Annotated in this window: 19 protein-coding genes; 10 read left to right on the top strand and 9 right to left on the bottom strand. The window is 74.4% G+C overall.

The window, feature by feature from the left end; all coding sequences use genetic code 11:
* Positions 1-2: 2 nt before the first annotated feature.
* The 3 genes from CK505_RS03575 (at position 3) to CK505_RS03565 (ending at position 4,562) form a co-directional block, all read left to right on the top strand.
* Positions 3-917 carry a carbohydrate ABC transporter permease gene (locus CK505_RS03575; protein ID WP_095650250.1) on the top strand — a complete coding sequence of 305 codons (915 nt, stop codon included), beginning with the start codon at positions 3-5 and terminating at the stop codon, positions 915-917.
* Positions 918-946: 29 nt separating this feature from the next.
* Entirely contained in the window at positions 947-3,304 is a 2,358-nt protein-coding gene (locus CK505_RS03570; RefSeq protein ID WP_095650249.1) for a glycoside hydrolase family 3 N-terminal domain-containing protein, read from the top strand.
* Between the two features lie 88 nt (positions 3,305-3,392).
* The gene (locus CK505_RS03565; protein ID WP_095650248.1) at positions 3,393-4,562 is read left to right on the top strand and encodes an endo-1,4-beta-xylanase; all 1,170 of its coding nucleotides are present in this window, start codon (positions 3,393-3,395) and stop codon (positions 4,560-4,562) included.
* 82 nt (positions 4,563-4,644) lie between these two features.
* Here the strand turns inward: CK505_RS03565 and CK505_RS03560 are convergent, their stop codons facing one another.
* Entirely contained in the window at positions 4,645-5,811 is a 1,167-nt protein-coding gene (locus CK505_RS03560; RefSeq protein ID WP_095650247.1) for an ROK family transcriptional regulator, read from the bottom strand.
* 148 nt (positions 5,812-5,959) lie between these two features.
* Here CK505_RS03560 and xylA point away from each other — a divergent pair, with 148 nt between their 5' ends.
* Together xylA and xylB are read left to right on the top strand one after the other, a co-directional pair.
* Positions 5,960-7,183, top strand: a complete 1,224-nt coding sequence (xylA, locus tag CK505_RS03555) for a xylose isomerase (RefSeq protein ID WP_017833164.1) — start codon at positions 5,960-5,962, stop codon at positions 7,181-7,183.
* A 152-nt stretch (positions 7,184-7,335) separates the two neighbouring features.
* Positions 7,336-8,760, top strand: a complete 1,425-nt coding sequence (xylB, locus tag CK505_RS03550; protein WP_017833163.1) for a xylulokinase — start codon at positions 7,336-7,338, stop codon at positions 8,758-8,760.
* A gap of 139 nt (positions 8,761-8,899) precedes the next feature.
* Here the strand turns inward: xylB and CK505_RS03545 are convergent, their stop codons facing one another.
* Positions 8,900-9,406 (bottom strand): PTS sugar transporter subunit IIA, encoded by a 507-nt coding sequence (locus tag CK505_RS03545; protein ID WP_017833162.1) that lies wholly within the window; start codon positions 9,404-9,406, stop codon positions 8,900-8,902.
* Between the two features lie 206 nt (positions 9,407-9,612).
* Here CK505_RS03545 and CK505_RS03540 point away from each other — a divergent pair, with 206 nt between their 5' ends.
* The 3 genes from CK505_RS03540 to CK505_RS03530 are packed head-to-tail and all read left to right on the top strand — an operon-like array spanning position 9,613 to position 13,782.
* Complete coding sequence (locus CK505_RS03540) at positions 9,613-10,377, top strand: LamB/YcsF family protein (RefSeq protein ID WP_035923428.1); 765 nt, start codon at positions 9,613-9,615, stop codon at positions 10,375-10,377.
* Positions 10,374-12,041 carry a 5-oxoprolinase/urea amidolyase family protein gene (locus tag CK505_RS03535; RefSeq protein ID WP_095650246.1) on the top strand — a complete coding sequence of 556 codons (1,668 nt, stop codon included), beginning with the start codon at positions 10,374-10,376 and terminating at the stop codon, positions 12,039-12,041. The genes CK505_RS03540 and CK505_RS03535 overlap by 4 nt, the downstream gene beginning before the upstream one ends.
* A 4-nt stretch (positions 12,042-12,045) precedes the next feature.
* Complete coding sequence (locus CK505_RS03530) at positions 12,046-13,782, top strand: biotin carboxylase N-terminal domain-containing protein (RefSeq protein ID WP_095650245.1); 1,737 nt, start codon at positions 12,046-12,048, stop codon at positions 13,780-13,782.
* Between the two features lie 40 nt (positions 13,783-13,822).
* On the opposite strand, the gene CK505_RS03525 is transcribed toward CK505_RS03530, so the two are convergent.
* Positions 13,823-14,785: an ABC transporter substrate-binding protein gene (locus CK505_RS03525; RefSeq protein ID WP_017833158.1), complete on the bottom strand. Its 963-nt coding sequence runs from the start codon at positions 14,783-14,785 to the stop codon at positions 13,823-13,825.
* Between the two features lie 112 nt (positions 14,786-14,897).
* Here CK505_RS03525 and CK505_RS03520 point away from each other — a divergent pair, with 112 nt between their 5' ends.
* Positions 14,898-15,632, top strand: coding sequence for a GntR family transcriptional regulator (locus CK505_RS03520; protein WP_241975658.1), 735 nt, complete (start codon positions 14,898-14,900; stop codon positions 15,630-15,632).
* On the opposite strand, the gene CK505_RS03515 is transcribed toward CK505_RS03520, so the two are convergent.
* Positions 15,595-16,338 (bottom strand): putative hydro-lyase, encoded by a 744-nt coding sequence (locus tag CK505_RS03515; RefSeq protein WP_229588624.1) that lies wholly within the window; start codon positions 16,336-16,338, stop codon positions 15,595-15,597. The genes CK505_RS03520 and CK505_RS03515 overlap by 38 nt on opposite strands.
* A 71-nt stretch (positions 16,339-16,409) precedes the next feature.
* Entirely contained in the window at positions 16,410-17,597 is a 1,188-nt protein-coding gene (locus CK505_RS03510; RefSeq protein WP_031282882.1) for an NRAMP family divalent metal transporter, read from the bottom strand.
* 266 nt (positions 17,598-17,863) lie between these two features.
* On the opposite strand from CK505_RS03510, the gene CK505_RS03505 reads away from it, so the two are divergent.
* The gene (locus tag CK505_RS03505; protein WP_095650243.1) at positions 17,864-18,853 is read left to right on the top strand and encodes a DNA-3-methyladenine glycosylase; all 990 of its coding nucleotides are present in this window, start codon (positions 17,864-17,866) and stop codon (positions 18,851-18,853) included.
* Positions 18,854-18,892: 39 nt separating this feature from the next.
* On the opposite strand, the gene CK505_RS03500 is transcribed toward CK505_RS03505, so the two are convergent.
* The 4 genes from CK505_RS03500 to CK505_RS03485 are packed head-to-tail and all read right to left on the bottom strand — an operon-like array spanning position 18,893 to position 22,868.
* Positions 18,893-19,927, bottom strand: coding sequence for an ABC transporter ATP-binding protein (locus tag CK505_RS03500; protein WP_095650242.1), 1,035 nt, complete (start codon positions 19,925-19,927; stop codon positions 18,893-18,895).
* Positions 19,920-20,987, bottom strand: coding sequence for an ABC transporter ATP-binding protein (locus tag CK505_RS03495; protein WP_031282879.1), 1,068 nt, complete (start codon positions 20,985-20,987; stop codon positions 19,920-19,922). Before CK505_RS03495 ends, CK505_RS03500 begins: the two co-directional genes overlap by 8 nt.
* Complete coding sequence (locus tag CK505_RS03490; RefSeq protein WP_017833151.1) at positions 20,984-21,952, bottom strand: ABC transporter permease; 969 nt, start codon at positions 21,950-21,952, stop codon at positions 20,984-20,986. Before CK505_RS03490 ends, CK505_RS03495 begins: the two co-directional genes overlap by 4 nt.
* On the bottom strand, positions 21,945-22,868 hold the full coding sequence (locus tag CK505_RS03485; protein ID WP_095650241.1) for an ABC transporter permease: 924 nt from the start codon (positions 22,866-22,868) through the stop codon (positions 21,945-21,947). Before CK505_RS03485 ends, CK505_RS03490 begins: the two co-directional genes overlap by 8 nt.
* Positions 22,869-22,904: the final 36 nt, after the last annotated feature.

The following is a 22,904-nucleotide window of genomic DNA, read 5'->3' as shown; positions in this document are numbered from 1 at the left end:
CCATGAGCACACGAACCGCGGACACCCGTCCCGTGCGCACGCGGCCCGGGGGCGCGCCCCGCCCGGACGCCCGGCCGGCGGCCGCCCGTCCCGCCCGCCGGCGCCGGGGGCTCCCGAACATCCCGGCGGCCGTCGGCGGCTGGCTGTGGCTGGGCGCGATCATCATCCCGATCTACTACATCGCCATCACGAGCCTGAAGCCCCGCGAGGACTACTACTCCACGAACCCGCTGCTGCCCTCGTCCCCGACGTTCGCGCCGTACGCCACGGTCCTGCAGAACCAGTTCGTCCAGTACTTCCTCAACAGCGTGGTCGTGGTCGTCTTCACGGTGGCCGGGATCGTCTTCCTGTCCCTGCTCGCGTCCTACGTGATCGTGCGCAGCCGGAGCGGGCTGGCCGTGTTCTCGAACCGGCTGTTTCTGCTGGGCATCGCCATCCCGATCCAGGCGACGATCATCCCGATCTACCTGATCATCGTCCAGCTCGGCCTCTACGACACCCTGGCCGCCCTGATCCTGCCCGGGATCGCGTCCGGGATCCCGATCACGGTCCTGATCCTGACGAACTTCATGCGGGACATCCCCAACGAGCTCTACGAGTCCATGACCCTCGACGGCGCCGGCGACTGGAAGGTCTTCCGCACGCTCGTGCTGCCGCTGAGCCTGCCCGCCATCACCACCGTGGGCGTCTACAACGCCCTCAACAGCTGGAACAACTTCCTGTTCCCGCTGATCCTCACGCAGAGCTCCGCGAAGCGCACGCTGCCCCTGTCCCTGTGGACCTACCAGGGGGAGTTCCAGGCCGACATCCCCGCCGTCCTGGCCGCCGTCGTCCTCTCGGCGCTGCCGATCCTCGTCCTCTACGTCTTCGGGCGCCGGCACCTCGTCGCCGGGCTCACCGCCGGCTTCGGCAAGTGACGCGCCCACCGAGCAGAAAGAACACCCCCATGACAGCACCCTGGAACGACCCCGCCCGCCCCGTCGCCGAACGCGTCGACGCCCTGCTGCAGGAGCTGAGCCTCGAGGAGAAGGCCGGTCAGCTCGGCAGCTACTGGCTGCGCCCCGACCCGGAGGAGGCCACGGGCGGCGCGGCCCCCATGGAGTCCGCCTTCGCCGACGACCGCTCGACCTTCGAGGCCGCGATCGCGCACGGTCTCGGCCACATCACCCGGGCCTTCGGCAGCGCGCCGATCTCGGCCGCGGACGGGGTGGAGCACCTGCGCACCCTGCAGCGCCAGGTCGTGGAGACCTCCCGGCTCGGGATCCCGGCCATCGCCCACGAGGAGTGCCTCACCGGGTTCACCACCCTGGGGGCCACCTGCTACCCGGCCGCGATCGCCTGGGGCGCCGCCTTCGACCCCGAGCTGGTCCGCACCATGGCCCGGCACATCGGCGCCGACATGAAGGGCGTGGGCGTCCACCTCGGCCTCTCCCCCGTGCTCGACGTCGTCCGCGACTACCGCTGGGGCCGCGTCGAGGAGACCGTCGGCGAGGACCCCTACCTCGTGGGCACCCTGACCACCGAGTACGTCCGGGGGCTGCAGGAGGCCGGCGTGATCGCCACCCTGAAGCACTTCGCGGGCTACTCCACCTCCCGCGCCGGGCGCAACCACGCCCCCGTCTCGATCGGACCGCGCGAGTTCCGCGACGTCGTCCTCGTGCCCTTCGAGATGGCCGTCAAGCTCGGGCAGGCCGGCGCGGTGATGAACTCCTACGCGGACGTCGACGGCGTCCCGCCCGTCGCCGACCCCGAGCTGCTCACCACCCTCCTGCGGGAGACCTGGGGCTTCGAGGGCACGGTCGTCTCCGACTACTGGGCCGTGAGCTTCCTGGAGTCCATGCACCACGTCGCCGCGGACCCCCGCGACGCCGGCGTCCAGTCGCTCGCGGCCGGGATGGACGTGGAGCTGCCCGAGACCGGCTGCTTCGCGGACCTCGCCGGCGCCGTGCGCGACGGCGCGCTCGACGAGTCCCTGCTCGACCGCGCGGTGCGGCGGGTGCTGACGCAGAAGGTCGAGCTGGGCCTGCTGGATCCGGGCTTCGACCCCGGCACCGCGGGCGGGGCCGTCGACCTCGACTCCCCGGCGAACCGCCGGCTCGCCCGGCGCATGGCCGAGGAGTCCGTCGTCCTGCTCAAGAACGAGGGCGTCCTGCCGCTGGCCCGCGACACCGCCCGGAAGGTCGCGGTCATCGGCCCCAGCGCCGGGCAGCCCCGCGCGTTCCTCGGCTGCTACAGCTTCACCAACCACGTCCTGTCCCGCTTCGGGGAGTCCGGCACCGGCATCGAGATCACCTCGATCGTCGACGCCCTCGCCGAGGAGTTCGCGGACGGGGGGACCACCTTCCGGCACGCCCGCGGCGTCGACTTCACCGACCCCGACACCAGCGGCATCGCCGAGGCCGTGGCCGCGGCCGAGGAGGCCGACCTCGCGGTCGTCACCGTGGGCGACCTCGCCGGGCTCTTCGGCACGGGCACCTCCGGCGAGGGCTGCGACGTCGTGGACCTGTCCCTGCCCGGCCGGCAGGCCGAGCTCGTCGAGGCCGTGCTCGCCACGGGCACCCCGGTGGTCCTCGTGCTCGTGACGGGCCGCCCCTACAGCCTCGGCGCGTTCGACGACCGCTGCGCGGCCGTGGTGCAGGCCTTCATGCCCGGCGAGGAGGGCGGGCACGCCGTCGCCGGAGTGCTCTCCGGGCGGGTGAACCCCTCCGGGCGGCTGCCCGTGGGGATCCCCCGGCACGTGGGCGGGCAGCCCGGCACCTACCTGACCCCCGCCCTGGGCGGATACTCGGAGGGCGTCTCCAACCTGGACCCTCGGCCGCTGTACCCGTTCGGCCACGGCATCGGCTACTCGAGCTTCTCCTACGACGCGCTCGAGCTGTCCGCGGCCGAGATCGGCACCGACGGCACCGTGGAGGCCGCGGTCACCGTGACCAACACCTCCGGCCGGGCCGGCCAGGAGGTCGTCCAGCTGTACCTGAGCGACCCCGTCGCCCAGGTCGTCCGGCCGCTGAAGATGCTCGTCGGCTTCGCCAAGATCGCGCTGGAGGCCGGGCAGAGCGCCCGCGTGGTCTTCTCCGTCCACGCCGACCGCACCTCGTTCACGGGCCGGGCCGTGCGCCGGATCGTGGAGCCGGGCGAGTTCGTCCTGCGCGCCGGCACCTCCAGCGAGGACCTGCCCCTCGAGGGCCGGTTCACGGTCACCGGCACGGTCCGGGACGTGGAGGACGCCGACCGCGTCCTCACGACCCCCGTCGAGGTCCGCGTCGCCGACCGCGCCCTCGCCGCGTCCGCCGACGCCTCCTGAGCCCGGGGCGCGGGCCGCCGTGCGGCCCGCGCCCCGTCCCACCCGTCCCCGCGAATCCCCCACCCCCCCTGATGAAGGAACCCCCGACATGAGCAGACGAGCCCCCCTCCTCCGCGCCGGAGCGGCCACCGCCGTCGCCGCCCTGTGCCTCACCGCGGTCCCCCAGGCCGCGAGCGCCGCCCCGGAGACCCGGCCCCCCGGCCTGGCGAAGCAGGACACCCTGCGCTGGAACACCCCGAAGGACTTCCGCATCGGCAGCGCCGTGGCCGGCGGAGGCCACCACACCAGCGCCGACTACCCGGAGCCCTTCCCCTCCGACCCCGAGTACCGCTCCGTCCTGGCGCGGGAGTTCAGCTCCCTGACCCCCGAGAACCAGATGAAGTGGGAGTTCATCCACCCCGAGGAGGGGGTCTACGAGTTCGGCCCCGCGGACGACATCGTCGACTTCGCCGAGGCCAACGGGCAGGTCGTGCGCGGCCACACCCTGTTCTGGCACAGCCAGAACCCCGACTGGCTCGAGGAAGGCGACTACACCCCCGACGAGCTGCGCGCCATCCTCAAGGAGCACATCCACACGGTGGTCGGCCACTACGAGGGCCGCATCCAGCAGTGGGAGGTCGCCAACGAGATCTTCGACGACAGCGGGAACCTGCGCCTGCAGGAGAACATCTGGCTGCGGGAGCTGGGCCCGGAGATCATCGCCGACATCTTCCGCTGGGCCCACGAGGCCGACCCGAACGCCCAGCTGTTCTTCAACGACTACAACGTGGAGGGCATCAACGCGAAGTCCGACGCCTACTACGCGCTGATCCAGGACCTGCTCGCGCAGGGCGTGCCGGTCCACGGCTTCGGGATGCAGACCCACCTCGGCCTCCAGTACGGCTTCGACGGGCGCATGCAGCAGAACCTCCAGCGCTTCGACGACCTGGGGCTGGAGACGGCCGTCACCGAGATCGACGTCCGCGGACCGGTCGACGGCGACGACCGGATGACCGACGAGCTGCGCCGGAAGCAGGCCGACTGGTACCGCACGGCCCTCGAGGCGTGCCTGGCCGTGGAGGACTGCAACTCCTTCACCGTGTGGGGCGTGCTCGACGAGCACTCCTGGGTGCCGAACACCTTCCCCGGCTACGGGGACGCCCTGACCATGGAGGGCGACTACGAGCGCAAGCCGGCCTACGACGCCCTCCAGGAGGCCCTGGTCCGCTCGCAGCCCGGCGGCGACGCGAAGTGGGAGCACCACCCCGCGTTCCGCTGAGCCGATCGCCCGGACCCGGCCGGAGCGCGACGGGGCCCGCTCGTGCGAGCGGGCCCCGTCGTCGTCCCCGGACGGGGGCGGGTCAGCGCCGGTCGATCCAGCGGGCCGGCGAGTCGTAAATGGCCTCGAGGGCCGTGGCGGCCGCGCCGGTCAGGGCGGGATGGGCCTCCGCGGCGGAGCGCTGGATCTCGACGGGCCCCACCTCCGCCGTGAGCGCGTGCGCCTCCAGGACCTCGCGCAGCACGGGCTCCAGCTCCGGGGCGATCGGGGCGAAGTACCCGGAGAGCACGACCGTCGACAGGTCCAGGACGTTCATCGAGTTCGCGAGCACCACGCCGAGGGGCCGCCCGATCATCTCCATGACCGCCTCCCGGCTCTGCAGCCGCTCCGCCGTGGCCGCCACGAGGTCCTCGATCCGGACGTCCTCCGGCAGGCCGGTCCGGCCCCGCAGCGCGTGGTAGCTGGCGTAGGCCTCGAGGCAGCCGCGCCGCCCGCACCGGCACAGCTCCCCGCCGGGGGTGATCGTGACGTGGCCCAGTTCCCCCGCCCAGCCGTGCTCACCGCGGAGGATGCGCCCCTCCAGGACCACGGCGCCGCCGATGCCGGTCTGGCCGTGCAGGAAGAGGAAGGACGCGCCCGGCCGGCGCAGGACCTCGGTGCGCGCGGCGAGCATGCTGTCGTTGCCGGCGGTGAGCCCCGGGCCCCGGAACGCCGGGTGCTCCCGGAGCCGCTCGACCAGCGGGACGTCCTGCCAGGCGAGGTTGGGGGCGGAGAGCACGGTGGCGCGGTCCGTGGAGAGCCGGCCGGGGACCGAGACGCAGATCCCGGCCACGGGCACGTCCCGGCGGGGCGCCAGGGCGGTGCCCAGCAGACCGGCCAGCACGGAGGCGACCTCGTCCACGGACGCCCCGGCGAAGGCCCCGAAACGGGACTCCTCGTGCAGGACGCGGCCGCCGAGATCCGTGACGAGGCACGCGAGGTGGTCGGCGGCGATCTCCAGGCCCACGCCCAGCACGGTCCCCCGGGCCACGGTCAGGGGGATCGTCGGCCGCCCGGACACCCGCGCGGCCGTCTGCCGGCCCTCGACGAGCAGACCCGCCTCGAGCAGCTCCTGCACCAGTTTGGACACGGTGGGCTTCGTGAGCCCGGTGAGCTTGGCGAGCGCGGCGCGCGAGACCGGCGCGTCCGCCCCGGCGACGGCGCGCAGCACGGTGGAGAGGTTGTGCTCCCGCAGGTGGCTCGACTGCACGGACGACTCTCCTCTGGTGCCGAGAGGACCGGGTCCGGCGCGGATCCCGGCCGACCGGACGGCAGAAAATCCGCCGGCGGTCTTCCCCCACGGTATCCCAGCTCTTATAGTAAGTAACGGAAACTAACCAACTGGGAAAGGACCTCCGATGCCCACCTCCTCCCCCGCGACCTCCCTCGCCCCGTCACTCACCCCGTCCCCCGCGGACAAGTTCTCCTTCGGCCTGTGGACCGTGGGCTGGGCCGCCCGCGACCAGTTCGGCACCGCCTCCCGGCCCGAGCTCGACCCCCTCGAGTCCGTGCGCAAGCTCAAGGAGCTCGGCGCCTGGGGCTTCACCTTCCACGACAACGACCTGATCCCCTTCGACGCCACCGAGGCCCAGCGCGAGAAGCTGATCGGGCAGCTGAAGCAGACCATGGACGAGACCGGCATGGTCTGCGAGATGGTCACCACGGACACCTTCGCGGAGCCGATCTTCAAGGACGGCGCGTTCACGTCCAACGACCGGCGGGTCCGGCGCTACGGCCTGCGCAAGGTGCTCCGCAACGTGGACCTCGCCGCCGAGCTCGGCGCCACGACCTTCGTGATGTGGGGCGGGCGCGAGGGCACCGAGTACGACTCCTCCAAGGACCTCTACGCCGCCCTGGACCGCTACGCCGAGGGCATCGACACCGTGGCCGGGTACATCAAGTCCCAGGGCTACGACATGCGCATCGGCCTCGAGCCGAAGCCCAACGAGCCCCGCGGCAACATCTTCCTGCCGACCATCGGGCACGCCCTCGCGTTCATCGACCGACTCGAGAACGGGGACGTCGTGGGCGTGAACCCGGAGACCGGGCACGAGCAGATGGCCACGCTGAACTACACGCACGGCCTCGCCGAGGCGCTGTGGTGCGAGAAGCTGTTCCACATCGACCTCAACGGGCAGAACGGCCCGATGTACGACCAGGACCTGGTGTTCGGCCACGGCAACCTGATCAGCGCCTTCTTCACGGTGGACCTGCTGGAGAACGGGTTCCCGTCCCTGCCGGGCGCCTACCAGGGGGCCCGGCACTTCGACTACAAGCCCTCCCGCACCGAGCACCTCGACGGCGTCTGGGACTCGGCCGCGGCGAACATGCGGATGTACCTGCTGCTGAAGGAGCGGGCGGTGGCCTTCCGCCAGGACCCCGACGTCCAGGAGGCCATGGAGCAGTCCGGCATCCTCGAGCTCGGCGAGCCGACCCTCGCCGAGGGCGAGGACCTCGAGGCGTTCCTCGCCGACCGCAGCGCCTACGAGGACCTCGACCTGACGGGCCCGTCGGAGCGCAACTACGGCTTCGTGCGCCTGCACCAGCTCGCCGTCGAGCACCTCATGGGCGCCCGGGGCTGAGACACCCGGGGCCGGCACCCACCCCCCTCCGGGGTGCCGGCCCCGTCCCGGCCCGGTCCGGCGCACATCCCCCCCTGCGCCGGGCCGGGCACTGCGCGTCCCGTCCCGCGGCGCCCTCGCCGCTCCGTCCCGACCCCGCACCGAGGTTCTTCATGGCACGCACCACCGTCCTGGGCATCGACTCCTCCACCCAGTCCACCAAGGCGCTCCTCGTCGACGCCGGCACCGGCGAGGTCCTCGCGCAGCGCCGCGCCCCCCACCCGGACGGGACCGAGGTGGACCCCCGGGCCTGGCTCGCCGCGCTCGACGACGCCGCCGGGCCCTTCCTCGCGGAGGCCGCCGCGGTCTCCGTCGGGGGCCAGCAGCACGGGATGGTCGCCCTCGACGAGCACGACGCCGTGGTGCGCGACGCCCTGCTGTGGAACGACACCCGCTCGGCGCCGCAGGCCCGCCGGCTCGTCGAGGAGATGGGCGGTGCGGCCGCCTGCGCCGAGGAGCTCGGCAGCGTGCTGGTCGCGTCCATGACGTCCACCAAGCTGCGCTGGATGGCGGAGCACGAGCCGGAGCACGCCGCCCGCACCCACCGGGTGCTGCTGCCCCACGACTACCTGTCCCACCACCTCGACGCCGACCGGTCGTCCTTCTTCACCGACCGCGGCGACGCCTCCGGGACCGGCTACTTCTCCACGCGCACCGGCGCCTGGGACCACGCCCTCGTGGAGCAGGCGCTCGGCCACGACCTCGAGCTCCCGCAGGTGGCCGCCGCCCCGAACGCGGTCATGGGCCGCACGGCCGCGGGGGCGGTGCTCGCGGCCGGCACGGGCGACAACATGGCCGCCGCGCTGGGCGTCACGCTCGGCCCCGGCGACGTGTCCCTGTCGATCGGCACCTCCGGGGTCGCGGCCATGGTCTCGGAGACCCGCACCGCGGACCCCAGCGGGCTGGTGACCGGCTTCGCCGACGCCACCGGCCGCTACCTGCCCATGGCCACGACCCTCAACGCCGCCCGGATCCTGGAGTTCGGGGCCCGGGTGCTGGGCGTCGACCACGCGGGCCTCGCCGAGCTCGCCCTCGCGGGCCGTCCCGGGGCGGGCGGCGTCACCCTGCTCCCCTACCTCGACGGGGAGCGCACGCCCGACCGGCCCGAGGCCCGCGCCACCCTGCACGGGATGTCCTCGCGCACCGGCCGGGAGGACATCGCCCGGGCCTGCGTGGAGGGCCTGCTCTGCTCCCTCGCCGACGGCGTGGCCGCGCTCGAGCGGGCCACCGGCACCGCTGCGGAGCGGATCCTCCTGATCGGCGGCGGCGCGCAGTCCGAGGCGGTGCGCCGGCTCGCCCCGGCCGTGCTCGGCCGTCCCGTGCTCGTCCCCGCCCCGGCGGAGTACGTGGCCCTCGGCGCCGCCCGGCAGGCCGCCTGGGCCCTCTCGGGCGAGGACGAGCCCCCGGCCTGGGCGCTCGCCGGCGCCCGGCAGTATGAGGCCGAGCCGACGCCCGGGGTCCTGGAGGCCTACCGCACGCTGCGCGACCGGACCGCCGGCTGGTCCCGGCCCCCGGCCGGCGCCCACCCCCAGCGGTGAGACCGGCCCGCGGTCCGGCGGGGCGCCGCCCGACGGGCGGGAGGCCACCGTCCGCACCCCGGCCGCCCCGGTCGGTCTGAGCCTGCGGGCGCTCGACCTCGGCGCCGCGGTCCGGGCCCGCACCGCCCGGCCGGACCGGTCAGCCCAGCGCCTCCTCCAGCGCGGCCAGCACCTCGGACGCGCTCCCGGCGTCGAGGAGGGCCCGCCGGCAGGACTCCCCGGCCAGGGCCTCGGAGAGCTCGGCCAGCAGCTCCAGGTGCTCCTCCCCGGAGCGCTCCTCCGGGAGGGAGATCAGGAAGACCAGGTGGACCGGTTCGCCGTCCAGCGCGTTCCACTCGACGCCGTCCCGGCTGCGGGCGAACGCGATCATCGGCCGCTCGGCACCGGCGGACTTGGCGTGCGGCAGGGCCACGCCGTTGCCCACCCCGGTGGACCCCTCCTCCTCCCGGGCCAGGGCCGCCGCGACGGTGCTGTCGGCGTCGTACGCCCGCCCCGTGTGCGCGCCGAGCTCGGCGAGCTGCCGGATGACGCCGTCCCGGTCCGCCCCGTGGACGTCCAGGAGCACGGTCGACTCGCTCAGGTGGTCCAGGACGGAGCCGGAGCGCCCCGGGGAGTCGTCCTCGGCGCGGGAGGTCCTGTCGCTCATGTGCTGTCCCATCGGTGGAGGTGGACGGGCGGCGCGGTCCCACCGCGCTGCCCGCGGCACCGCTGCGCCCTCGTGCGGGCCAACCTACGGCGGCCGGGCCCCGGCGTCCACCGGTCCGCGCGGATTCCGATCCCGACGGCAAATATTGTTGAACAATCCTGGGGGACAGGGCATGCTGGAGGGACCGACGTGACAAGGAGCACAGCATGCCCCCCTCCGACATCGACCTCAACGCGGACTGCGGCGAGTCGCTCAGCGCCTGGGCCATGGCCGGCGATGAGGCCGTCCTGCACGTGGTCACCAGCGCCAACGTGGCCTGCGGCTTCCACGCGGGGGACCCGACGGTCGCCCGCCGGACCTGCACCGTGGCCGCCGAGCAGGGCGTGGCCGTGGGCGCGCAGGTCTCCTACGACGACCTCAAGGGCTTCGGCCGCCGCTTCATCGCCGTACCCCGGGCGGAGCTGACCGACCAGCTGGTGTACCAGATCGGCGCCCTCCAGGCCCTGGCCCGCGCCTCGGGCACCGGGGTGAGCTACGTCAAGCCGCACGGCGCCCTGTACAACGCGATCGTCCACCACGAGGAGCACGCAGGAGCGGTGGTGGACGCCGTGCGCGACGTCGACGACGCCCTGCCCCTGCTGGTGCTGCCCGGCTCCGAGATCGAGCGCCAGGCGCGGGCGGCCGGGCTGCGCACGGTCCGCGAGGCCTTCGCCGACCGCGGCTACACGCCGCAGGCCACGCTCGTGCCCCGCACCGAGGCCGGCGCCGTCCTGCACGACGCCGACGAGATCGCCGCCCGCGTGGTGCGGATGGCCGTCGAGGGCGTGGTCGAGGCCGTCGACGGCTCCCTCGTGGCGGTGGACGCCCAGAGCATCTGCGTGCACGGGGACACCCCCGGGGCGCTGGCCATCGCCGAGCGCGTGCGCCGCGCCCTCGAGGAGGCCGGCCTGCGGGTCGGGAGCTTCCTGTGAGCGGGCCGGCCCCCGCGGGGCCCCGCCGGGTCCGGCCGCTCGGCCCGCGGGCGGCGCTGGTCGAGTGCGCCGACCTGCACGACGCCGTGGCGGTGCACGCCCGGCTCGCCGCCGCGGACCTGCCCGGGCTCGTGGACTGCGTGGCCGGCGCGGAGACCGTGGTGGTGCGCGCGAGCACCACCGATGCGCTGCGGGAAGTCGTCCGCGCCGCCCGCGCCGTCCCCCGCGGGAGCGCCGGGGCCGGCGGGGCCGGCGGGGCCCGCACCGTGACCATCGACGTCGTCTACGACGGCGAGGACCTGGCGGCGGTCGGCGAGCTCACGGGCCTCGGCGCGGACGGGGTGGTCCGGTTCCACACCGGGCAGGCGTGGACGGCCGCCTTCGCCGGCTTCGCGCCCGGCTTCTTCTACTGCGTGGGCGAGGACGGTCCCGACGTCCCGCGCCGGGGCACGCCGCGCACCGCCGTCCCCGCCGGCTCGGTGGCCCTGGCCGGCCGGTTCTCCGCCGTCTATCCCCGCAGCTCCCCCGGCGGCTGGCAGCTCATCGGCCGCTCCGCGGCCCGGATGTTCGACCTCGACCGCGAGGACCCCGCCCTGCTGCGCCCCGGGGACCGGGTGCGCTACCGGCCCGTGCGCGAGCTCGTGGAGGTCGCCGCGGCCCCCGCCGGGACCGCCCCGGTGCGGGGGCCCCACCTGACGGTCGGCGCCCCCGGGCTGCAGACCCTCGTCCAGGACGGCGGCCGGGCGGGCTCCGCCGCGCTGGGCGTGTCCCCCTCGGGCGCGCTCGACGCCGCCGCCGCCGGGTCGGCCAACCGGCTCGTGGGCAACGGCCCGGGGGCGGCGGTGCTGGAGCACCTGCTCGGCGGGCTCGAGCTGACCGCCCACGGGGAGCACGTCCTGGCGGTCACCGGTGCGCGAGCGGCGCTGACGGTCACGGGCCCGGCCCCGTGGCGGCCCCCGCCCGGCACCCCCTTCGCCCTGCGCGACGGCGAACGGCTGGCCGTCGGCACCGTGACGGCCGGGGCGCGGGTCTACGTGGGCGTCCGCGGCGGGATCGCGGTCCCGCCGGTGCTGGGCAGCCGCTCCGCGGACACGCTCGCGGGGCTGGGCCCGGCCCCCCTGGCCGCCGGCGACGCCCTGCCGGTCGGGCCGGACCCGGGCACCGCCGTCCGGCCCCCCGAGCCGGCGCCCGCCCCGGCCGCGGTGCCCACGGTCCGCGTGGTCCCGGGCCCCCGCGACGACTGGTTCACCCCCGCCGCCGTGACCTCCTTCTTCGCGCAGGAGTGGGAGCTGACCGCGTCCTCCGACCGCGTGGGCGCCCGGCTCTCCGGCGAGCCGCTGGAGCGGGTGCGCACGGACGAGCTGCCCAGCGAGGGGACCGTGCCCGGCTGCGTCCAGGTCCCGCCCGCGGGCCTGCCGGTCGTCCTGCTGCAGGACGCGCCCACCACCGGCGGCTACCCCGTCATCGGGGTGGTGCACCCGGAGGACCTCGCCGTGCTCGCCCAGCTGCGCCCCGGCGGCCGCCTGCGCTTCACCCGGCTGCCGGCGCCCGATCTCGGCCCGCCGCCCGCGGAGGACCCCGAGCCCGCCACCGCGCGGGCCGAACCCGACAGCACCGCCACCAGCACGTCCACCGACATGTCCACCGACACCTCCCGGGAGTAGCACCGTGCGCAAGATCCTGATCGCCAACCGCGGGGAGATCGCCGTCCGCGTCGTCCACGCCTGCGCCGAGGCCGGCCTCGAGTCCGTGGCCGTCTACGCCGACCCCGACGCCGACGCCCCGCACGTCCTCCTGGCCGACGAGGCGTACGCCCTGGAGGGCACCTCGGCCGCCGAGACCTACCTGGACGGGGACGAGGTGCTCGCGATCGCGCGCCGGTGCGGCGCCGACGCCGTGCACCCGGGCTACGGGTTCCTCTCCGAGAACGCCGGGTTCGCCCGGGCGGTGATCGAGGCCGGCCTCACCTGGATCGGCCCCTCCCCGGAGACGATCGTGCTGCTGGGGGACAAGGTCGCCGCCCGCGAGATCGCCCGGCGCGCGGGCGCCCCGCTCGTGCCGGGCAGCGACGGCCCGGTCGAGTCGCCGGAGGACGCCCGGGCCTTCGCGCAGGAGCACGGCCTGCCGGTGATCGTGAAGGCCGCCCACGGCGGCGGGGGCCGCGGCATGCGCGTGGTCCGGGAGCTCGACGAGGTCGAGGACGCCTTCCGCTCGGCCGCCCGCGAGGCGCAGAGCGCGTTCGGCCGCGGCGAGTGCTTCGTGGAGCGCTTCCTGGACCGCCCGCGGCACGTGGAGGCGCAGGTCGTGGCCGACTCCCACGGCCACGTCGTCGTGCTCGGGACCCGGGACTGCTCCCTGCAGCGCCGCCACCAGAAGCTCGTCGAGGAGGCCCCCGCGCCGTTCCTCTCGGACGACCAGCGCGAGCGGATCGCCGCCGCCGCCGAGGGCATCTTCCGGGAGGCCGGGTACGTGGGGGTGGGCACCGCCGAGTTCCTCGTGGCCCCGGACGGGCTGATCTCCTTCCTGGAGGTCAACACCCGGCTGCAGGTGGAGCACCCGATCACCGAGGAGGTCTACGGCGTGGACCTGGTCCGCGCCCAGCTGACCGTGGCCGCCGGGGACCCGCTGCCCGTGCTCGAGACCCCGGTCCCGCGCGGGCACGCGTTCGAGTTCCGGATCAACGCCGAGGACCCCGGCCGCGGCTTCCTGCCCTCCGGGGGCACGGTCGAGGCCGTCGACACCCCGACCGGCCCGGGTGTGCGCGTGGACTCCGGGGTGCACCGCGGCACCCGGGTGGCCACGACCTTCGACTCACTGCTGCTCAAGCTCGTCGTCAGCGCGCCCACCCGCGAGCAGGCCCTCGTGCGGGCCCGCACCGCCCTGCGCGAGCTGCGGGTGCACGGCGTGGCCACCACGGTCCCGTTCCACCGCGCCGTGCTGGACGCCCCCGCCTTCGCCGGGAGCGAGGGGCTCGGGGTGTGGACCACGTGGATCGAGGACGAGTTCGCCGGCCGGCTCGCCCCGGACGCCGAGTACGCCCGCGCGGACGAGCCGGGCCGCACCCGCTTCACGGTGGACGTGGACGGGCGGCGCGTGAGCATCGGGATCCCCGACGCCCTCGCCGCGGCCCTGGGCTCCGCCCCCGCGGCGTCGGAGGCCGCCCCCGCGGGGGCGCAGCCCGCCGACGACGGCGCCGTCACCGTCACCGCGCCCTTCGCGGGCACGCTCGTCTCGTGGCTGGTGGCCGAGCAGGACGACGTCGAGGCGGGCCAGGACGTCGCCGTGCTGGAGGCCATGAAGACCGAGACCCGGGTGTCCGCGCCGCGGGCCGGCACGGTCCGGGAGCTCGCGGTGGGACCGGGGGACGCGGTGACCGCCGACCAGGTGCTGGCCCGCCTCTCCTGACCGGGCTCCGTCCCCGGGGCGCCCGGACCTCCCCGGGGGCTCACTCGGGGAGCAGCTCCTCGAGGGGCGGGGCCTCCTCGATGAGTCCGTGCTGGACGGCGAGGTCCGCGAGCTCCTGCACGGACTGCCGGTTCACCTCGGTGGGGTAGGCGGGCAGGACGAGCTGGTCGATCAGCTCCTCGTCGAGCTGCGTGTAGCTGGGCAGCACGGCCCGGACCTCGTCGGGGTTGTCCTGCGCGAACTGCAGCGACTTCTCGATGGCGGCCCGGAACGCCTCGACGGTCTCGGGCTCCTGGGCCAGCACGTCCTCGGTGGTGAAGTACACGGCCACCGTCAGGTCCTCGATCGGGAACGCGTAGTTGGAGACCGCCGAGCGCGCCCCGTCCTGCATGGCGATGGTCCGGAACGGCTCGATCGAGCCGATCGCGTCCACCTCGCCCCGCTCCAGGGCCGCCGGCATGTCGGGGAGCGGCACCTCGACGAACTCGACGTCCCCGGGGTCCCCGCCCTGCGCCTCGATGGCCGCGCGGATGGTGGTGTCGCTGATGTTGTTCAGGGTGTTCACCCCGACGGTCCTGCCCTGCAGGTCCGCGGCGTCCTGGATGTCGCTGTCCTCGCGCACCAGGACGTCGGCGAAGTCCTCGCCCTGGACCCCGGTGGAGTTGTTGGCGTTGGCGATGATCTGCAGCGGCAACCCCTGGGACCGGGCGACGATCAGCGACGTCACGTTGCTGAAGCCGAAGTCCATCTCCCCGCTGACCACGGACGGGACGATGGCCGCACCGCCCTGGGCCTGGGTGATGTCGAGCTCCAGGCCCTCCTCCTCGAAGAAGCCCTGCTCGATCCCCAGGTAGAGGGGTGCCACGTCGGTGCTCGCGATGACGCCCACGCCGACCCTGGTCAGCTCGCCGTCCCCGGCCGCTCCGCCGCCGGACTCCCCTCCCCCGCACGCGGTCACCGTCAGGACGGCCGCCGTGGCGAGTGCTGCACCGGTCTTCTGCATCGAAGCCTCCAGGGAGTGGGTCGGACGTCCTGACAGCGTAGAGGACGGCCTGGTCCGCCACCAGGGTGCCGCCGCACGGCCGGGCGCCCCCGGGATGTCAGGATGGGGATCGATGAACACCGTGCAGAACGAGTTCCTGACGACGGCCGTCGCCCAGGCCGGGCCCGCCCCGCAGGGCGAGGCCATCCCGTGGGCGGTGGACGTGCTGCGCCAGGGCGTCGTGGCCGGCCGGCTGCCGCCCGGGACCCGGCTCTCGGAGGCCCGGGTCAGCGAGGCGCTGCGGGTCTCCCGCAACACCCTGCGCGAGGCGTTCACGATCCTGGTCGGGGAGAACCTGCTGGTGCGGGTGCCCAACCGCGGCGTCTCGGTGGCCCGGCCCGGCGCGGACGACGTGCGGGAGATCCACCGGGTGCGGCTCGCGCTGGAGACCTCGGCGCTGCGCTGGTCGGACCCGGTCCCGCAGCCGGGCCTGCACGCCGCCGTCGAGGACGGCCGCGCCGCCCGCGACCGCCGGGACGTCACCGGCATGGCCGACGCGAACCAGCGGTTCCACCGCGGCGTGGTGGAGCTGGCCGGCTCGCCGCGCCAGGACGAGCTGATGTCCCGGACCCTCGCGGAGATGCGACTGGTGTTCCACTCCATGCGCCAGGACCCGTCCTTCCACGCGCCCTGGATCGAGCGCAACGCCCGGATCCTCGAGCTCTTCGAGCAGGGCCGGCGCGAGGAGGCCGCCGTGCAGATGCACGACTACCTGGAGGCCTCCCGGCAGCAGCTGCTGGACGTCCTGGAGGGCCCCGCGCCGGCCGCGCTCAGGGGACCTGGTACTGCCAGTCGGGCAGGTCGGTGACCAGCATGTGGCCCGGGGCGTGGCCGAGGGCGAACGGCACCCCGGACTCGAGCACCGCCGCCTGGGGCGTCACCCCGCAGGCCCAGAACACGGGGACGTGGCCGTCCGGGATCTGCACCGCGTCCCCGTAGTCGGGGGCCCCGAGGTCCCGGATGCCCAGCTCCTGCGGGGCGCCGACGTGCACCGGGGCGCCGTGCACGGCGGGATAACGGGAGGTGATGCGCACCGCGTCGGCCACCCGGGAGGCGGGGATCGCCCGCATGGACACGACCAGCGGGCCGGACAGCCGCCCGGCGGGCGCGCACGGGACGTTCGTGCGGTACATCGGGACGTTGACGCCCTGGTCGATGTGGGCGATCGGGATCCCGGCCTCCTGCAGGGCCGCCTCGAAGGTGAAGCTGCAGCCGAGGGCGAAGGTCACGAGGTCCTCGCGCCACACGTCGAGCAGGTCGGTGCGGGTGCCCGCCGCCTCTCCGTCCCGGTAGACGGTGTAGAGGGGGACGTCGGTGCGGACGTCGCCGCCGCCCAGCAGCGGCCCGGTCACCTCGCCGGCCTCGAGCACGCCGAGCACCGGGCACGGCTTGGGGTTGCGCTGGGCGAAGAGCAGGACGTCGAAGGCCCAGTCCGCGGGGACGACGATCAGGTTGGCCTGCGCGAAGCCGTCGCACCAGCCCGACGTGGGCGTGACCAGGCCGCTGCGGAACATCGCCCGGGCGGCGCCCGGGGCCAGGGCGGCCCGGTCCCGCCGGGCCTGCGTGCTGTCCGGTCCCACGGCGATCACGCCCACAGCGCGGCGATGCCGCTGAGGGACTGGTAGCCCAGGAAGATGGTGAGCAGCCACACCACGGTGCCGATCAGCGCGAGCCACTTGGGGTACTCGTAGCCGCCCAGCAGGTCCCGCCGGCGCCAGGCCACCCACAGCAGCACCGCGAAGCCCAGCGGCAGGATGAGCCCGTTGACGGCGCCCGCCACGATGAGCAGCGTGGACGGCGCCTGGCCGAGCAGGGCGAACACGGTGGCCGAGACCAGGATGAAGGCGATGGTCATCAGGTTCCGGGTGCGCGGCTTCGTCCGGGAGGTGGTGAGGAAGGACACCGAGGTGTAGGCGGCGCCGATGACCGAGGAGATGGACGCGGCCCACAGGATGACCCCGAACAGGCGCAGGCCGACCTCCCCGGCGGCGGAGCGGAACGCCTGGGCGGCGAGGTTCTCGCCCGTGAGCTGGGCGCCGCCGGCGACCACCCCGAGGATCGCCAGGAACAGCAGGAAGCGCATGACCCCGGTGAGCACGATGCTCACCACGGAGCTGCGGGAGATCTGCTTGACGCTCTCCACGCCGGTGATCCCGGCGTCGACGATGCGGTGGGCGCCCGCGTAGGTGATGTACCCGCCCACGGTCCCGCCGATGAGGGTCGTGATGATCAGGAAGTCCACGTTCTCGGGCAGCACCACGTTGCGCAGCGCCTCCCCCACCGGGGGCCGCGAGACGAACGCGACGTAGCTCGTCACGAGGATCATGAGCACGCCGAGGGCCACCACGATCCGGTCCAGGGCCACGCCCGCGCGCTTGCTGACGAACACGCCCACCGCGATCAGCGCCGTGATGATGCCTCCCCAGGTGGGGTCGAGGCCGAGCAGCGCGTCGAGGCCGAGCCCGCCGCCGGCGGTGTTGCCGATGTTGAAGACGAGCCCGCCGGTGGCCACGAGCGCGGCGATGAACCAGCCGAGGCCCGGCAGCACGCGGTTGCCGAGCTCGTGCGCCTTGAGCCCGGAGACGCCGATGATCCGCCACACGTTCAGCTGCACCGCGATGTCGACGACGATGGAGATGACGATGGCGAACGCGAAGGCGGCGCCCAGCTGCACGGTGAAGTTCGCGGTCTGGGTGATGAACCCGGGGCCGATGGCACTGGTGGCCATCAGGAAGAGGGCGCCGAGCAGGGCGGAGCGGTTCACGGCCCGCATCGCCGCGGGGCTGCTGACGGCGCCGCGGCCCTCCGGGTCGGGCGGGACGGGGGCGGAGCTGGACATGCGGCCTCCTCGGGACGGGGGCGACCTGCGCCGGGGCACGGCGCCGGCCACCCTGGACGTGGCCGCGGTCACTCTCGTGCCAGTGTAGTGATTGTTGAACAATCTGAACAGGGCCTCCGCCGCTTCTCCGCCTGGACACGCAGTGGCCCCCGGGACAGGCTGGGTCCGGATCCCCGCCCATCGACGACCGGGAGCAGCGCATGCACGACGACGGGTCCGCGGGTGCCGTGGACGTCCTGCTCCCGGCGCCGGCGTCCCCCGGGTTCCTCCGGGACTTCCTGGCCTCCCAGGCCGTGCCCGGGTGCGACGACCTCGCGGGCGGCGCCCACCGGCGCCCCGTCGTGGCGGACGGAGCGGTCCGCACGGTGACGGTCGACTGGAGGGGCCTCACTCCGGCCGGTCTGCCGGTGCGCGTGGGGCCCGGGGCGGCGGAGACCCTGGAGCCCGTGCTGGAGCGGGTGCGCCGCTGGCTCGGCGAGGGCACGGAGTCCCCCGCGGCGGACCGCGCCCTGGCGGCCGACCCCGTGCTCGCCGCGGACGTGCGCGCCTGGCCCCTGATCCGGCTGCCCGGTGCACCGGACGGCTTCGAGACGGCGGTCCTGACCGTACTGGGGCAGCAGGTCTCCCTCGCCGCGGCCCGCACCTTCGCCGGGCGCCTGGTCCGCCACCACGGCACGCCCGTGACCGGCGGCGCCACCGCCTTCCCGACGGCCCGCCGGATCGCCGGGACGGACCCGGCCCGGCTGCAGCGGGACGTGGGCGTCACCACCCGCCGGGCCGCGACCGTGCACGCGCTCGCCGTGGCGGTCCGCGACGGACTCGTCCTCGACGCCCCGCCGGGACGTGCCGGCGTGCCGGCCGGGGAGGACGCCGCCGTGCTGCGCGAGCGCCTGCTGGCCCTGCCCGGCATCGGCCCGTGGACGGCCGGGTCGATCTCGCTGCGCGTCCTGGGCGACCCCGACGTCTTCCTGCCCCAGGACCTGGTCCTGCGGCGCGCGCTCGGGGCGGCCGGGGCGGCCGCCGCCGCGGCGACCGCGTCCGCCTGGAGCCCCTGGCGCAGCTACGCCGTGATGCGGCTGTGGGCCCGAGCGGCCTTTCCGGACTCGGCCGCCCTGCCCGCCGGCGGGGACCGCGCAGCGCCCGGCGGCCCCGGTCCCGCCGGGGGCCCCGGAGGGTCCGGAGCCCGCTGAACCCGGCCCGCGGCGCGGGTCTGCCGCGCGGGCCGGCTGCTAGGCCGAGCCGGGCACGAGGTCCCGGCTCTCGGCGAAGTGGCAGGCCGCCGGGTGGCCCTGGCCGCGGTCCACGAGCTCCGGCTCCTGCTCGGCGCACACGTCCTGCGCCTTCCAGCACCGCGTCCGGAACCGGCACCCGGAGGGCGGGTTCGCGGGACTGGGCAGGTCGCCGCTGAGCATGATCCGCTCGCGCCCCCCGCGCAGGGCGGGCTCGTGGACCGGCACCGCGGAGAGCAGGGCCTGCGTGTACGGGTGGGCGGCCCGGTGGTAGATCGCGTCCCGGTCGCCCGTCTCCACCACCTTGCCCAGGTACATCACCGCGACCCGGTCGCTGAGGTGGCGCACCACCGAGAGGTCGTGGGCGATGAAGAGGAAGGACAGGCCGAACTCGTTCTGCAGGTCCTGCAGCAGATTGATGACCTGCGCCTGGACGGAGACGTCCAGGGCCGAGACCGGCTCGTCGCAGATGATCACCTCGGGGCGCAGGGCCAGAGCCCGTGCGATCCCGATGCGCTGCCGCTGGCCCCCGGAGAACTGGTGCGGGTACCGGTTGGCGTAGTCGGGCCGCAGCCCCACCCGCTCCAGCAGCTCCCGGACCGTGGCCGCGCGGTCCTGCCGCGCCACGGCGTTGGGGTGCACGTCCCAGGCCTCGGCCACGATGTCCCCCACCGTCATCCGCGGGTTGAGGGACGAGTAGGGGTCCTGGAAGATGATCTGCACGTTGCGGCGGTACTCCCGCAGCTGCCGCGAGGACATCGCGGCCACGTCCCGGCCCTTGTACAGGACCTGGCCCGCGGTGGGCTGCTGCAGCGCCATGATGAGCTTCGCCACGGTGGACTTGCCGGAGCCGGACTCGCCCACGAGCCCCAGGGTCTCCCCCGGGCCGAGGGTCATGCTCACGCCGTCCACCGCCTGGACCTGGCCCACGGTCCGCCGCAGCAGCACCCCCTGGGTGAGGGGGAAGTGCTTGGTGAGCCCGCGCAGCTCCAGGAGGGGCGCGTCCGCCGTCGTCGTCGGCAGGGTGTCACTCATGCTCGAGCTCCTCGCTGTAGTGGCACGCGGCCGTCCGGCCCGGCACGACCTCGCGCAGCACCGGGACGTCCGCGGCGCAGTCCTTGCCCGGTGCCGCCGTCCGCCCGAACCGGGCCATGGGGCAGCGCGGGTGGAACGCGCAGCCGGCGGGGACGGCGGAGAGGTCCGGCGGGGTCCCGGCGATGGGCAGGAGCCGCTCGCCCTGGGACTCGAGGCTGGGCATCGAGGACATCAGCCCCCGGGTGTAGGGGTGCAGGGGCGCCGAGAGCACCTCGTCGACCGTGCCGTTCTCCACGATGCTGCCCGCGTACATCACCGCCACCCGGTCGGCGACCTCGTTGACCACCCCCAGGTCGTGGGTGATGAGGATGACGCCCATCCCGGTCTGCGTGCGGAGCTCGGTGAGCAGGTCCATGATCTGGGCCTGGACGGTGACGTCGAGCGCGGTGGTCGGCTCGTCGGCGATCAGGATGTCCGGGTCCAGGGCGATGGCCATCGCGATCATCACGCGCTGGCGCATGCCGCCGGAGAACTGGTGCGGGAAGTCGCCCACGCGCTCCCGGGCCGCGGGGATCCCCACGCGCTCCATGAGCTCGATCGCCCGGGCCTTCGCCTCCTGCCGGGAGGCGCCCCGGTGGGCGCGGAACAGCTCGCCGATCTGGTGGCCCACGGAGAAGACCGGGTTCAGCGCGGAGAGGGCGTCCTGGAAGACCATGGCGATGCCCGGCCCCCGCACCGCCCGCTGGTCCCGGCGGCTCATGCCCAGCAGGTCCTCGCCGTGGAAGCGGATCTCGCCGTGCGTGATGCGGGCGGGCGGGATGTCGAGGATGCCCATGACGGCCTGGGCGCTGACGCTCTTGCCGGAGCCGGACTCCCCGACGATCGCGAGGGTCTCGCCGGCCCGGACGGTGTAGCTGATCCCGTTGACGGCCCGGACGGTGCGCCGGCGGGAGCGGAACTCCACCGCGAGGTCGTCGACCTCGAGCACGGGGCCCGCCGCGCCGCCCGGCGGCGCGGGCACGGGGGCGGGGGTGGGAGCGGGGACGGAGGAGGGTGTCATCGGCGCAACTTCGGGTCGAGGGCGTCGCGCAGCGCGTCGCCCATGAGGATGAACGAGAGCACGGTCAGGGACAGGAACAGCGACGGGAAGAGGATCAGGTGCGGGGCGTCGCGCAGCCTGTTCTGCGCCGCGTTGATCTGCAGACCCCAGGAGATCTCGGGCAGCTGCAGGCCCACGCCCAGGAAGGTGAGCGTCGCCTCGGAGGCGATGATCGTGCCGACCGCGATGGTGGAGTAGACCAGGACGGGCGCCACGGCGTTGGGCAGGATGTGCTTGGTGAGGATCCGGCCGGTCCGCGCGCCCAGCGCCCGGGCCGCCTGGACGTAGTCGGCCTCCTTGACCCCGATCACGTTGGAGCGGACCAGGCGCATGGCCGTCATCCAGCCGAACGCGATCAGCGCGAGGGAGACCTCGAGCACCCCGCGCTCGGGCAGCACGGAGAGCAGGATGATGGCGCCCAGGATGAGCGGCAGGCCGTAGAAGATGTCGGTGATCCGGGCGAGCAGCGAGTCGAGCCAGCCGCCGTAGTAGCCGGCGAGCGCGCCCACCACCACGCCGATGGCCAGGGTGCCCAGGACGGCGAGGAAGCCGATGGCCAGGGAGATGCGCGCGCCGTGCACCACGTTCGAGTAGTAGTCGCAGCCCTGGACGTCGTAGCCGAACGGCGCCCCGGGCTGCGGGCCCTCCCCCGAGCGGCCGAGGCTGCAGGCCCGCGGGTCCACCGAGGTGAACACCTGCGGGGCGAGGGCCATCACCGCGAACACGACGAAGAGCAGGGCCCCCACCAGGAAGAAGGGGTTGCGGAGCAGGCCCTTCCAGGCGTCCCGCCACAGGCTGACCTGCTCGATGTCCCCCGCGACCGCCGCCGAGGCGATCTCGTCGGCGCGGTCGTCCACGCGGTCGGAGAAGGTCTCGTGGTGGGCGTCCCGCTCCTCGCGGACGCTCTCCGGACGCGGCTCATTCATAGCGGATCCTCGGGTCGAGGGCGGCGTAGAGGACATCGACCACCAGGTTGAAGAAGATGTAGAAGAAGACGAACAGGGTGACGATCCCGACGACGACGGCGCCCTCCTGCCGCAGCACCGCGTCGTAGACCGCCCGGCCGAGACCGGGGATGTTGAACACCGACTCGGTGACGATGGCCCCGCCCATGAGGGCGCCGAGGTCGGCGCCGATGAAGGTGACCACCGGGATGAGGCTGTTGCGCAGGGTGTGCTTGCCGACCACCGACACCTCGCTGAGGCCCTTGGCGCGCGCCGTGCGCACGTAGTCGCTCTGCAGGTTCTCCGCGAGGCTCGTGCGGGTCAGCCGGGCCACGTAGGCGAGCGAGAGCGCCGCGAGCACGAAGCCGGGCAGGACGTAGCTGTACCAGCCGTCCGAGATGCCGGCGATGGGGAACCAGCCGAGCCGTACGCCGAAGACGTACTGGGCGAGGAAGCCGAGGACGAAGACGGGGATGGACACGACCACCGTGGTGGAGACCAGCACGAGGTTGTCGAAGAAGGATCCGCGCCGCAGGCCAGCCAGCACGCCGGCGAGGATGCCGATGAGGATCTCGAAGGCCACGGCCACGAGGGCCAGCCGGGCCGTCACCGGCAGCCGGTCCACGATCGTGTCGAGGACGGGACGGCCCGAGAAGTCGGTGCCGAAGTCGCCCTGCACCAGGCCGCCCAGGTACTTGGCGTACTGGATCAGCAGCGGGTCGTCGAGGTTGTACTCGGCGCGCAGCTGCGCCTGCACGGCCTCGGACAGCGGCCGGTCGCCGGCCAGCGCCCGGATGGGATCGCCGGGCAGCGCGTAGACCATCGAGAAGATGAGCAGGGACGCGCCCAGCAGCACCGGGACGGTCAGCAGCAGACGGCGGAGGACGTACCGCCCCATGGGTCTCCTTGTGTGTGCGGAGGTGTTGCGCGGACA

The organism is Kocuria sp. WN036 (assembly GCF_002287015.1).
GTDB classification, from domain to species: domain Bacteria; phylum Actinomycetota; class Actinomycetes; order Actinomycetales; family Micrococcaceae; genus Kocuria; species Kocuria rosea.
This window is presented reverse-complemented; position numbering and strand designations above follow the sequence as displayed.